Genomic DNA, 12424 nt, shown 5'->3' with positions numbered 1-12424 from the left:
CGGCGAAGCGCGGGCGTTTCAGCGCACGTGAGCCACTTCCTGGCCCAGCATCTCGGCGGTGACCAGCACCACGCCGCCCGGGGTGACATGGAATCGCTCGCGGTCGGTCTCCAGGTCCTCGCCGATAACCGTCCCCGGCGGGATGCGGCAGCCCTCATCGATGACCGCATTGCGCACCCGACAGCCGTCGCCGACGGTCACCCGGGGCAGGATCACCGACTCCTTGACCACGGCACCGGGTCCAACCTTCACCCGCGAGAAGAGCACCGAGCGGCGCACCGAGGCACCGGCGATGATGTTGCCGCCGGAGACCATCGAATCGATGGCCATGCCGCGCTTGCCACTCTGATCATGCATGAATTTCGCCGGCGGCAGCTGCGCCTGGTAGGTCCAGATCGGCCACTCGTCGTCGTAGAGATCGAGCTCCGGCTCCTCCTGGATCAGCTCCTGATTGGCGCGGTAGAAGGCGTCCACGGTGCCCACATCCCGCCAGTAGGCCTGCTTGCCGCTGACCGGGTCGCTGAACGGGAAGGCCTGGACGTGATCGCGCTGGATGGCCGCGGGCAGGACGTCCCGCCCAAAGTCCCGCGAGCTGGCGAAGTTCTCGGCGTCCTCGCGCAGCACCTGCAGCAGGTAGTCGCGGTTGAAGACATAGATACCCATGGAGACCAGGGCCACATCGTCCTTGCCCGGCATCGGCTCGGGGTGCGTCGGCTTCTCGGTCAGGGCGGTGACGCGCCCGTCCTTCTCGACGGTCATCACCCCGAAGGCGCGGGCCTGCTCCAGACTCACCTGCACGCAGCCGACGGTGACGTCGGCGTCGGACTCCACATGGCGGGCGATCATCGCACCGTAGTCCATCTTATAGACGTGATCGCCGGCGAGGATCAGCACGTAGCTCGGGTCGTGAGCCTGGATGATGTCGATGTTCTGGTAGACCGAATCAGCCGTGCCGGAGTACCACAGCGGCTTGTCCATGCGCTGCTGGGCGGGGATGAGTTCGACGAACTCGCCGAACTCGCCGCGCAGGAACCCCCAGCCGCGCTGGACATGCTGGATCAGTGAGTGGGCCTTGTACTGCGTCAGGATGCCCACCCGACGGATCCCCGAATTGATGCAGTTCGAGAGCGGGAAGTCGATCAGCCGGAACTTGCCGCCAAAGGGGATCGCCGGCTTGGTGCGCCAGTCCGTGAGGCTGGAGAGCCGTCCACCGCGGCCGCCGGCCATGATCAGCGCGAGGGTCTCACGCGTCAGCCGGCTGACGAATCGCGGGTTGCGCTCTAGGAACATGCGACCTCCGGGGCGGGCTCGAACCCGATCAGGATATAAGGGCGGTGCGGCAATGCCAACGGCTCCCCTCTCCGGGTTGCGGGAAATGGCGTTTGGGTTACGCTGACCGCTGGAGTTTCAAATGCAGGGTTGCGATCCCCGGCAGGGAACCGGGCGGAGGGAAGCAGTCGTGGAAAGACCACCACCCAGGGACGCGGTCGAGGTCCCGGTCGAGGACCTGCGCCCCGGCATGTACCTCGTCGACCTGGGCGTGCAGTGGGCCATGCACCCGTTCCTGTACAACCAGTTCGAGCTCGAGCAGGCGAGCATCGACAAGATCCGCGCCATGGGGCTGACCCGGGTGCGGGTCGACCCACACCGCGGACGCCCCGAAACCTCCGGCGCGGCGCAGCAGGCCGCCGAACCAAGCCACCGGCGCCCCGCCCGGGCCAAGGCCGGCGACGGGCGGCAGTGGGCACGGCAACTGACTCAGGAGGCGCGCTCGGCGGTGCGCGAGCTGCTGCAGGATGCCCGCGCCGGCCGGGCCCTGCGCATGCAGGACATCGACACCATCAGCGAGGAACTCTCCGCTGCCCTGCACGAGCACCCGGATGCCATGCTCGCCTTCGGGCGCATCCGCTCCCGCGACCACTACACCTACCAGCACAGCGTCAACGTCGGCGTACTGCTGATGGCGTTCGCGCGCTACCTGCGCATGCCCGAGCCCCATGTACGTGCACTAGGCTCCGCCGGGATCGTCCACGACATCGGCAAAACGCTGCTACCGGATGCCATCATCTCCAAGCCGGGTCCGCTGACGCCGGAGGAGTATCAGCAGGTCAAGGACCACACCTGGCGCGGCGCGGCGCTACTGCGCGAGACGGCCCAGGCCACTCCGCTGGCCGTGCGCATCGCCGAGCAGCACCACGAACGGATCGACGGCTCCGGGTACCCCTACGGCCTGAGCGGCCGGCAGCTGAGCATCGAGACCCGCATGGCCGCCATTGTCGACATCTACGATGCCGTCACCGCCATCCGCGCCTACCACCGCGGCCGCCCACCGACCGAAGGACTCCGCATCGTCGCCCACGAAGCCGGCCAGGGGTTGGACGGTAAGCTGGTGCAGCGGTTCGTGCGCTGCGTCGGAATCTATCCACCGGGCACCCTGGTGCGCCTATCGTCCGGCAAGCTCGGCGTGGTCCTGGAGGCCCGGGACCGCCCCGCAGACAAGCCGCGTGTCCGGGTGGTCTACGATATCTCGGCGCAGCGCATGATCGAACCACCCCCCACTCTGGACCTGTACCACGGCCACCCCGCTCACCGCATCGAGCGTGCCGAGGATCCCGCAAACTGGGCCCTGCCCCCGGAACTCTTTATCTAGACGATTCGCTTAGAATGGGCCGCTCATTCATGCGCCGGCCCCCTCTATGGAACTGCTGCTCAAGTACTCGGTCGTCTTCCTGCTCGCCGCCACTCCGTGGGTGGAGCTCATGGTCGTCATTCCCATGGGCGCAGCCATGGGGCTCTCGGTGACCCCGCTCACCGTAGTCGCATTCATCGGCAACGCGCTGCCGGTTTTCGCCATCATCGCCCTGTTTCGCTGGTGGGAGCGCCGCCGCGGGCCGGTGCGCCGGCGCTGGAGCGACCGCGCCACTCGAGTCTGGGATCGCTACGGGCTGCCCGGACTGGCGCTGCTCGGGCCAGTGCTCACCGGCATCCACCTGGCGGCAGTTATGGCCCTGGCCCTGGGCGCCTGGCGGCGGCAGACGGCGCAGTGGATGATCGGTAGCCTGGCCATCTGGGCGGTGGTCACCGGGGTGGTGACCGCCGCCGGCGTGGAGTGGCTGACCCGAGCGGACTGAGCGTTATAGCGATGACCGCGCGCAAGATCATCCACATCGACATGGATGCCTTCTACGCCTCGGTGGAGCAACGCGACAACCCGAGCCTGCGTGGACGACCGGTGGTGGTGGGAGGGTCCCCCGACGGGCGAGGGGTGGTCGCCGCGGCGAGTTACGAGGCGCGAACCTTCGGCATTCGCTCGGCGCAGCCGGCTGCCCGGGCCCGCCGCCTGTGCCCGGACGCCATCTTCCTGCGCCCGCGCTTCGACCACTACCGCGCCATCTCGCGGCAGATCCACGGCATCTTTGCCGACTTCGCCACCACCATCGAGCCGCTCTCGCTGGATGAGGCGTACCTGGACGTCACCGGCTCGCAGCGCTTCCACGGATCCGCCACCCACATGGCCCAGGCGATCCGCCGGCGCATCCGCGAGGAGACCGGCCTGACGGCATCGGCGGGGGTGTCTTACAACAAGCTGCTGGCCAAGCTCGCCTCGGACGAGGGCAAGCCGGACGGCCTCTACGTCGTCCCACCCGAACAGGGACCGGCGTACGTCACCGCTCAGCCAATCCGAAGGCTTCACGGCGTCGGGCCGGCCACCGCCGCCCGGCTCGAGCGCCTCGGCATCACCCGGGTCGGCGACCTGCTCGACTGGGAGCTGGCCGATCTGCACGTGTTCCTCGGCAACCGCGCCGGCACCCTGCACGACGCCGCCCGCGGCATCGACCACCGCCCCGTCCGGCGGCGCCGACCACGGAAATCCATCGGTGCCGAACGCACCTTCGGGGATGACACCCGGGATCCGGAAGAGATCCGCGAGCGGCTGGCTCCGCTCATCGCCAAGGTGGCTACGCGCCTGGAGAGCCAAGGCGTGGTGGCCCGGACGGTGACACTGAAGCTGCGCTACGCCGACTTCGAATCCATCACGCGGCGGGTCTCCCCGCACGGGCCGGTCGCCGGGGCGGCGGACATCGAGGCCCTGATCCCCGCCCTGCTCGCGGAGACCGAGGCCGGGTCCCGGGCGGTCAGGCTGCTCGGCGTGAGCCTCTCGGGGCTGCAACCGAGACAACGCGAACAGGACCTTTTTAGCGACCTGACCTGACGCAGACGCGCCCACCACCCTGGCGCTTGGCGTCGTAAATGGCCTCGTCGGCACGGGCAATCAACTCGCGGAAACCCTCTCCGGGCTGCCAGGCGCTCACCCCGATGCTTGCCCGACACCCACCCGGCATCCGCGGCCACTGCGCCAGGCGTCGGGCGAGCGCATGGGCCAACGCCTCGCCCCCGGCCAAGTCGGTGTCCCGGCAGAGAATCACGAACTCGTCGCCGCCCCAGCGCGCCACCGCATCGGCCTCGCGTACGCGCCGGCGCAGCAGTCTGGCCACCTGCTGCAGGGCCCGATCCCCGGACTCGTGGCCCTGCTCATCATTCAGCGCCTTGAAGCCATCGAGATCCAGGAAGACCAGGCTGACCGGGGCCCCGGAGCGCCGCGCCCGATCCAACTCCACGAGCAAGGCCTCCTCGAGGCCGCGCCGGTTGCTCACCCCGGTCAGCCAGTCGGTATGCAGCTGCTCGTCCAGCGCCTCGATGCGCTGCTTCATGGCCTCTCGAGCGCGGTTGTAGCGCTCCTCGACCATGCGCAGCTCGCGCACGGCCCCGGCCATCCCCCGCAGGCGCATCGGCGCCCCAACCTCGATGGACCGGGCTGCCTCCTGCAGCGGAACGACCAGTTGCCGGCGCAGCCACAGGCCGAACAGGCCCACCACGGTGAAGCCTGCCCCGGCTGAGATGAGCGCCACGAGGTAGGTCGACGTGCCAGCCGGTGCTTGCCCGCCCTCCGGCATGCGCAGCAGGCCGGGGAGCGACGGGTGGGCGGTGAGCAAAGCGGGATGCGTGCGGGCCGGCTCAGCAGCGTGGCTCTCTGGGCCGAGATACGTCCCGGCTGCGGTGAAGGCGACACCGAAAACCAGGGCAAGACCCAGCCCACCGAAGACAATCAGGGAACACAGCGGGATCCCTCGCACGCAAACCACCTCGGAAGTCCATTCCAGACCGCTGGCGGATCCAGGCTCCGCCCTGCCCCAGCTGGCCGAAGTCAGGGCAGTACAGCCCCCCGTATCGGGCCGAACCGACAGGCAGGAGCCTTCGCACCCGAAACTGCACTGCCCTGACTTCGGCCAGCTTCCGAGGGGATCGTAGCCCCCTTATACAGTGGATGACCATGCAAGGCGTGCGAGTCGTCCAGATCGCTGGACAGTTGCGCCAGTTTCCCTACTATGAAAAAGGATTAAAGCCCACTACCCTAGTCCATCCCGTCAGCGGGGCTACGCTTAATCCACGGACGAAGACGAAACCCGAGCTCATGCAGACGGAACTGGAGCAGTACATCCGCAAGACCGCCCGGGAGCGAGGGCTCCCGCTGGCAGAGCTGGCCCGGCGGGCAGGCATGAGCCGTCAGGCCCTCTACGACGCCTGGCAACCGGGGCGCTATCCGAGCATGAGCACCATCGTCCGCATCGCCAACGCGCTGGAGGTCCACCCGCTGGCACTGCTCGAGCCCATGTTCCGCAACGACCCCAACGCGACGGGGGTCACGGAGACCGTCGAGAACGGCCTCGACCGCAGCGGCTTCATCGGCGACCTCAACTACCCGGACGGCGCTCCGGTGCTGGCGGGTAGCCGCTTCCGCAAGGGCTGGCAGCTCCAGAATCTCGGCGACCAGCCGTGGGTCGACCGCTATCTCACGTGTCAGGATGACGACATCCGCATCCTGGATACGGCCGGTACCCCCCGGGAGATCGGCGCCCGACTGGTACCGCTGCAACCCTCGGTACCGCTCCCGCGGGTCGACCCCGGGGAGCGGGTCACGCTGCAGGTCGACTTCACCGCCCCGCAGACCCCCGCCACGGTCATCTCGTACTGGAAGATGACCTTCGCCGACGGATCCCTGTGCTTCCCGGACGCACGAGGGGTCTGGGCGAAGGTCCGCGTGATTGCGCCGATCGGCACCGCCTCGGGGACCGGGGAAGCCAGCAGCGACTAGCTGAAACGCAAGGGCAGGCGCCGCCCCGCCCAGCGCCCGGGGCGGGCCTCGAAGACCCCGGCGCACGGCTCCCCGCAGCGCCGGCAGGCGCCGGCGGCGTCCAGCCGCCAGGCACCGAGTTCGTACCGGTCGCGCTCAATGAGCCGCTCGCCGCAGGCGTGGCAGTAGGTGGCACTGCCCTCCGGGTCGTAGACGTTGCCGGTGTAGACATAGCGCAACCCCTGCGCTAGGGCGATCTCCCGGGCACGGCTCAGGGTCTGCGGCGGCGTTCGCGGATGGTTCACCATCCGGAAGGCCGGATGGAAGGCCGTGAAGTGCATCGGCACATCCGCGCCGAGGTGCTCCAGCACCCACTGCGCCATGGCCTCAATCTCGGCATCGTTGTCGTTCTCACCGGGGATCAGCAGCGTGGTAAGCTCAAGCCAGCAATCGGTTTCGTGGCGAACGTAGCGCAGGGTATCCAGCACCGGTGCCAGGTGGGCGCCGGTCAGACGGTGATAGAAACGCTCACTGAACGCCTTGAGGTCGACATTCGCAGCATCCAGGGCAGCGAAGAACTCCGCCCTGGGCTCCGGGCAGATATACCCGGCGGTCACCGCCACCGTGCGGATGCCGCGCGCCCGGCACGCCGCCGCCACATCCACTGCATATTCGTGGAAAATGACCGGGTCGTTGTAGGTGAAGGCCACGCTCTGCGCCCCTTGGGCCGCCGCGGCGTCGGCGATCTGCTCCGGCTCGGCACGATCGGCGAGGATGTCCATCTCCCGGGACTTGCTCATGTCCCAGTTCTGGCAGAACTTGCAGGCGAGGTTGCAGCCGGCGGTGCCGAAGGAGAGTACCGACGAGCCGGGCAGGAAGTGGTTGAGCGGCTTCTTCTCGATGGGGTCGATACAGAAGCCGCTGGAGCGGCCGTAGGTGGTCAGCACCACCTCCCCGCCCCGGGCCATACGCACGAAGCACAGCCCCCGCTGCCCGTCCTTCAGGCGACAGTGGCGCGGACAGAGGTCGCACTGGAGCCGCCCGTCGTCACACCGGCTCCAGAAACGCGTGGCCACGACGGACGGGTCCGCGGGATCGCGCTCTCTTGGTACAGGGGTCGTGGTCTGATTCATGATCGCTCGGAAACCGCGCTCGGGTTGAATCGTCTAAAGTTTAGACGGGTTCATCGACATTGCGGTTCCTTCGCCACGGGAGGTCACGCCCATGCACGAGACCACGCCCTCGGTTCGCCCCCCTGCCGTCGCCGGACGCTTCTACCCCGGCGAGGCGGAAGCCCTGCGCCGGTCCGTCCAGGAACTGCTCGCCGAGGCCGGCGAGCCGGAACAGGACCCGGCCCGGGCCCCCCGCGCCATGGTGCTCCCCCATGCCGGCTACCCGTTCTCGGGTGCCGCCGCGGCGCGGGGCTATCAGCGCATCGCCCCGATCCGCCAGCAACTGCGCCACGTGGTGCTGCTCGGACCGGCCCACTTCGTCGACCTCAGCGGCATCGCCCTGCCGATGGCCGACGCCCTGGCGACCCCGCTAGGCACGGTGCCCGTTAGCGACACCCTGCGCCGAAAGGCGCTGGCACTGGATAGCGTGCACATCGACGACACGGCCCACGCACGCGAGCATAGCCTGGAGGTCCATCTGCCCTTCCTGCAGACCCTGCTCGAGGACTTCGACGTTCTCCCCCTGGTGGTCGGCCGCGGTCCGGCCGAGGCGTGCGGCCGCCTGATCGAGCGTTTCTGGCAACCGGACACCCTGGTGGTGGTCAGCTCGGACCTGAGCCACTTCCACGACGACCCCACTGCCCGGCAGCTCGACGCCGAGACCACCGCGGCCATCGAGGCCGGCACCTTCGAGCAGATCACCCCGCAGCGGGCCTGCGGCGCCGCCCCGCTGCGCGGGCTGCTGTGGTTCGCGCGCAAGCACGGCCTGCAGGCGCAGACGATTGCGCAATGCAACTCCGGCGATGTCACCGGCGATCGCTCCTCGGTCGTAGGGTATGGCAGCTATGTCTTCCACTGAGCAAACTCCCATCGGCACCGACGTCCCGTCGGAGCACGGCGCCCTCCTGCCCCGCTTCGCCCGGCAGAACATCGCCCACCAGCAGGAGGTGGGCGAGCCGCTGCCCATCGCCTCGGGCCTGCCGGAGGCCCTGACCCGGCCCGGGGCCGCCTTCGTCTCACTCCACCAGGGCGACGTGCTGCGTGGCTGCATGGGCAGCCTGGTGCCCCGCCAACCGCTGGTGCGCAGTGTCATGGACTCGGCCCTGGAGGCCGCTTTTAGCGATCCGCGCTTCGACCCCGTCACCCGCGAAGAACTCGACGCGCTGACCGTCAAGGTCGCCGTCCTCGGCGAGGCCGAACCCCTGGAGGTGGAGCACGAGGCGCAACTGCTCGAAGAGCTGGTCCCCGGCGAGGACGGCCTGATCCTCCACGACGGTCTGCGCCGCGCCACCTTCCTGCCCGCGGTCTGGGAGGGCCTACCGGACCCGCAGGAGTTCCTCGCTCAGCTCAAGCTCAAGGCCGGCCTGCCCCCGGACTACTGGTCCAGGACCCTGCAATTCGCGCGCTACCGCTCGGTCACCTTCACCGACACACCACGCGCGCCGTAACCCCTTGCAGCAGCCCGCCCTTACTGGCTATCCTAAAAGGCTTAGGAAGGGTGGCCGAGCGGACGAAGGCGGCTGACTCGAAATCAGCTGTGGGCCCTGCCCACCGGGGGTTCGAATCCCTCCCCTTCCGCCATCTTCCCAACCTTCTCACCGCCTTCCCGGGAGTGTACGCCTTGCGCCTGCGGGCGAGAGTGAGGCGTGCCTTCACGGTTCATCCATGATGGAAGCAACCAACCGGAGGCAATCTTGCCGCAACGCCTGATCACCCTCGCCGCACCGGCACTGATGATCGGCGGCGCTGCCAGCGGCCCCACCCCGTCGCTCCCCCGCATCCCCTCCGGGCATCTGCACACGATCAATCAGCCGCCCATAGCAATCCCTCGGCCTTGAGCGAGCGGTGCGACCACGACGGCCCGGCAACAAAGTTGGCCTGCCGCCGAATCACTGGTCCCCGACGCTTGTATTTCGCCCGCTATAGCTCGCTGAGCTTCACGGATCCGCCGCCGCAGGAGCAAGAGGAGGCGTGAGCGCAGCCCGGTCCATTGACGAGGTCGCGACCTCTACCCCAGACTAGACAGATCGTTCTATCTGATCCGGTGTATCGCATGATCAACAGCAAGCGCGAAAATCTGCTCGACACGGCCGAGCGGCTTTTTTACTCGGCCGGCTTCCACGCCACGGGTATCGACCGCGTCATCACCCAGGCGGGGGTCGCCCGGATGACGCTGTACAACCACTTCCCATCCAAGGAGGCACTGGTGGAGGCGGTGCTCGCCCGCCGCTACGAGCGCTATCTCCAGGATCTGCGCGCTGCCGTCGACAACGCGGCGCCGGGTGAGGCCGTCACCGCACTGGCACAACGCCACTGCCGTTGGCTGGAGACCACCCCCGGTCGCGGGTGCATTGTCCTCAAGGCCATCGCCGAGTACGAGCAGGATCATCCGGCGATCGCCGAGCAGGGTCGCCGGCTCAAGCGCGAGCTCCTCGCCGTCATCGGCGACGCCCTGGAACGCGACCGCTCGAGAGGCGATCCGAGGCTGGCGGAACGCCTGCTGATGGTGCTTGAGGGGGCCAACGCCCTGGTCCCGGTGCTCGGCGCGGCCGCCGCCACCGAGCACTTGCAGGGGATTATCCCCGCCGTCCTCGCGACTGCGCAGGGTGCGGAATCATGAGGCCCGTGGGTGCTGTCGGCTACGCTGTTCTCGGGGCCGGACTGATCGCGGTCGCCTTCGGGCTCGCCCGATACGCGTTCGGGCTGTTCGTCCCCGCCATCCGCACAGAGCTGGGGCTCTCGGCAGACGCCGTCGGCGTCATCAGTTCGATGGCCTTTGTCAGCTTCTGCTTCGCCAGCCTGATCGCGTCACCCATCGTCGACCGCCTCGGTCCGCGCTACGCGGCCGTGGTCTCCGGTCTTTTTGCGTTCGGTGGCCTTATGCTGATCAGCCAGGCGGCTGACGCGCTGACGCTCGGCGCCGGCGTCTTCGCCTGTGGCATCTCCACCGGGCTAATGATGCCGGCGCTGTCCGCCGGTGCGCAGGTGGCCGTGCGGGCCGACCTCCGCGGGCGGGTCAACGCCGTGATGAACGCCGGCACCAGCTTCGGCCTGATCCTGTGCGTCCCCACGGTACTACTGCTCAGCGGGGCCTGGCGCCTGGCCTACGGCTCGTTCGCGGCCCTCGCAGCCATGGGCGTCATTGCCGCCCTGTTCCTGATCCCGAAGACGGCAAGGGCGCAGCCCGGCGACAACGCTCCGGCCTCCGGGGCCTCCGAACCCGGGCGGTGGCTGCCAGTGGTCGGGCTGACCGTGTTCTGCGTCGCGATGGGCCTGACCTCGTCCGCCTACTGGATCTTCGCGCCCGACCTGGTCGTGGAAATGGGCGATCTTCCCGAGAGGCTCACCGGGCTGCTTTGGTTGGCCGTCGGCATCACCGGTCTAGCCGGGGCGTGGGCGAGTGACCTCGGCGACCGGTTTGGCGCCCCCACCACCCAGGCCATGGCGCTGGTCGCCCTCGGCGCTGCCACCGGGCTCGTGGCCATCGCCCCGGGCGAGTGGTGGATCGCGCTGTTCTCGGCCGGCGTCTTCGGTTGGGCGTTCATGACCCTAACCGGACTGTACTTAGTTACCGGCGTCCGACTGTTGCGTCAACGGCCCTCGCTGGGACCGGTGGTCCCCTTCCTGGCGATCACCGTCGGCCAGGCCCTCGGATCGCCGCTGGTCGGCTGGGCCATCGCGCAGGCCGGCTACACGGAGGCGTTCGTGGCCTTCACAACGCTCGCACTCCTCGTGGCGGCGGCCTCGTTCCTCTTCCCGCGCACGGCACCGGACGGGGCTGCCGTGGAGGGGCCACCGCCGTCGGCAACCCGAACGTAAACGCGGCACCGGGCGGCGCGGCTCAGTCGGCGCCGGGCCGGCCGCCTTTCACCCGGCTCCTGCCAGGCGCCTGACAGAACCCCTGGGCCGGCACGTCGAGGGCGCTGTTGAACTTGCTCGACATGTTTTGGAAGGCGATCAGACCGGTCAGCTCCACGAGCCCGTCTTCGTCGAAGTAGGGCCGCAAGGCGTCAACGTGCTCATCCCGAACCCCGGCATCACTGCAGGTCATGGCCTCCGTGTAGGTCAGCACGGCCCGCTCACGCTCGTCGAAGGCATCGCTTTGCCGCCACTCGGACAGCGCAGTGATCTTCGTCCAGTCAACGCCGCGCCGGTTCAGCGTGCGGGTATTGATATCGATGCAGAACGCGCAGTGGTTGATCTGTGACACACGGACGGTAACCAGCGAGCGCAGCGCCGGATCCAGGGGGCTGCGTCTGCGCTCCAGGGCACCGAAAAGCAGAGCCAAGGCGGCAAAGACCCTGGGCGAGCGCCCCCAAAGCAGCCCCGGCTGGAGGACTTCACCGTATTTGCGGCGCTGGTTCCAGAAGAACGGGCGCAGGTACCAGGGATAGGCGTTCAGAGGCTTGGGCTCGATGCGCATCACTCCTCCCCGTCCGGCCACGCCCTCGGCCGGGATCCCGCCGCAGCGCCTTCACAACTGCTTGATCCAGAACTGCAGGGGCTTATCGGTCTCCGCAGGCTCGTCGACCTGCTTCCAAGGGTAGTAGGCGATCAGCTCCTCGCGGGGCGTATACCCGAAGTGCCGCCAGACGGGGTCCAGTGGCTGGTAGTCCGCCGGGCGGAGCGGATGGGCCGGATCACGGACCACAGTGCACAGGGTGGCCCACTGGTAGTCGCCACAGCTTCGAGCATGGCGCTCCCGGACATCGAAAAAGTGCCGGTAGAACCCCCGGCCGCGATAGGCCGGTAGGAGGATCGACTCGGCCAGGTAGAACACCTGCCCCGGATCGAAGCCTTCATCGATAAACGGCTTCTGGATCCGCGGGGACTCGTCCGTCAGCGGCATGGCCGTCGACAGCCCGACCACCTCGTCGCCATCCACAACCACGGTGGCCAACGCCCACGGGGCGTCGAGGTAAAAGCGCAGGAAGTACCGCTCCTCCTCCATGCTGCCGTCGTAGAGGTAGGGCCATTCCCGGAAGACCTGCAGCCGCAGCGCGGCGATCTGCTCAAAACGCTGGCCGATCTCCTCGCCCTGAAGGTATTCGATGTGCGGCTCGCTCATGGTCCTCCAGCTCCCGACAATGCGGTTCAGAAGGGATCAGGATCCGGCACG

At 68.4% G+C, this 12424-nt stretch carries 13 protein-coding genes and 1 tRNA gene; 9 read left to right on the top strand and 5 right to left on the bottom strand.

The window, feature by feature from the left end:
- Positions 1-18: 18 nt before the first annotated feature.
- Positions 19-1290 carry a glucose-1-phosphate adenylyltransferase gene (gene glgC / locus LRG07_RS04530; protein WP_238641879.1) on the bottom strand — a complete coding sequence of 424 codons (1272 nt, stop codon included), beginning with the start codon at positions 1288-1290 and terminating at the stop codon, positions 19-21.
- 169 nt (positions 1291-1459) lie between these two features.
- Here glgC and LRG07_RS04525 point away from each other — a divergent pair, with 169 nt between their 5' ends.
- Genes LRG07_RS04525 through dinB form a run of 3 tightly spaced genes read left to right on the top strand, consistent with a single transcriptional unit; the run spans position 1460 to position 4213 of the window.
- A complete protein-coding gene (locus tag LRG07_RS04525; protein ID WP_201171707.1) occupies positions 1460-2650 on the top strand; it encodes an HD-GYP domain-containing protein in 1191 nt (396 codons plus the stop codon).
- 46 nt (positions 2651-2696) lie between these two features.
- On the top strand, positions 2697-3131 hold the full coding sequence (locus LRG07_RS04520) for a small multi-drug export protein (protein WP_201171713.1): 435 nt from the start codon (positions 2697-2699) through the stop codon (positions 3129-3131).
- 11 nt (positions 3132-3142) lie between these two features.
- Complete coding sequence (gene dinB, locus LRG07_RS04515) at positions 3143-4213, top strand: DNA polymerase IV (protein WP_201242911.1); 1071 nt, start codon at positions 3143-3145, stop codon at positions 4211-4213.
- Here dinB and LRG07_RS14025 read toward each other — a convergent pair.
- A complete protein-coding gene (locus tag LRG07_RS14025) occupies positions 4197-5135 on the bottom strand; it encodes a GGDEF domain-containing protein (protein WP_238641878.1) in 939 nt (312 codons plus the stop codon). The two genes, dinB and LRG07_RS14025, sit on opposite strands and share 17 nt — an antisense overlap.
- A 338-nt stretch (positions 5136-5473) precedes the next feature.
- On the opposite strand from LRG07_RS14025, the gene LRG07_RS04505 reads away from it, so the two are divergent.
- Positions 5474-6154: an NBR1-Ig-like domain-containing protein gene (locus tag LRG07_RS04505; RefSeq protein WP_201171737.1), complete on the top strand. Its 681-nt coding sequence runs from the start codon at positions 5474-5476 to the stop codon at positions 6152-6154.
- Here the strand turns inward: LRG07_RS04505 and amrS are convergent.
- Complete coding sequence (amrS, locus tag LRG07_RS04500; RefSeq protein WP_201242913.1) at positions 6151-7266, bottom strand: AmmeMemoRadiSam system radical SAM enzyme; 1116 nt, start codon at positions 7264-7266, stop codon at positions 6151-6153. The genes LRG07_RS04505 and amrS overlap by 4 nt on opposite strands.
- A gap of 91 nt (positions 7267-7357) precedes the next feature.
- On the opposite strand from amrS, the gene amrB reads away from it, so the two are divergent.
- The 5 genes from amrB to LRG07_RS04475 all read left to right on the top strand — a co-directional run bounded on the left by amrB (position 7358) and on the right by LRG07_RS04475 (position 11124).
- Entirely contained in the window at positions 7358-8164 is an 807-nt protein-coding gene (gene amrB / locus LRG07_RS04495; protein ID WP_201171739.1) for an AmmeMemoRadiSam system protein B, read from the top strand.
- The gene (gene amrA, locus LRG07_RS04490) at positions 8151-8753 is read left to right on the top strand and encodes an AmmeMemoRadiSam system protein A (protein WP_201171741.1); all 603 of its coding nucleotides are present in this window, start codon (positions 8151-8153) and stop codon (positions 8751-8753) included. The genes amrB and amrA overlap by 14 nt, the downstream gene beginning before the upstream one ends.
- Before the next feature lie 44 nt (positions 8754-8797).
- A tRNA-Ser gene (locus tag LRG07_RS04485) sits at positions 8798-8886 on the top strand.
- A 472-nt stretch (positions 8887-9358) separates the two neighbouring features.
- Entirely contained in the window at positions 9359-9925 is a 567-nt protein-coding gene (locus tag LRG07_RS04480) for a TetR/AcrR family transcriptional regulator (RefSeq protein ID WP_238632705.1), read from the top strand.
- On the top strand, positions 9922-11124 hold the full coding sequence (locus tag LRG07_RS04475; RefSeq protein ID WP_238641877.1) for an MFS transporter: 1203 nt from the start codon (positions 9922-9924) through the stop codon (positions 11122-11124). Before LRG07_RS04480 ends, LRG07_RS04475 begins: the two co-directional genes overlap by 4 nt.
- A gap of 22 nt (positions 11125-11146) precedes the next feature.
- Here the strand turns inward: LRG07_RS04475 and LRG07_RS04470 are convergent, their stop codons facing one another.
- Together LRG07_RS04470 and LRG07_RS04465 are read right to left on the bottom strand one after the other, a co-directional pair.
- Positions 11147-11728 carry a carboxymuconolactone decarboxylase family protein gene (locus LRG07_RS04470; RefSeq protein ID WP_201171750.1) on the bottom strand — a complete coding sequence of 194 codons (582 nt, stop codon included), beginning with the start codon at positions 11726-11728 and terminating at the stop codon, positions 11147-11149.
- 51 nt (positions 11729-11779) lie between these two features.
- Entirely contained in the window at positions 11780-12373 is a 594-nt protein-coding gene (locus LRG07_RS04465; RefSeq protein WP_201171761.1) for a GNAT family N-acetyltransferase, read from the bottom strand.
- Positions 12374-12424: the final 51 nt, after the last annotated feature.

It is taken from the genome of Halorhodospira sp. 9622 (assembly GCF_022228025.1).
GTDB classification, from domain to species: Bacteria; Pseudomonadota; Gammaproteobacteria; order Nitrococcales; family Halorhodospiraceae; genus Halorhodospira; species Halorhodospira halophila_A.
The sequence above is the reverse complement of the archived record's forward strand: the minus strand, read 5'-3'. Positions and strand labels throughout refer to the sequence as shown.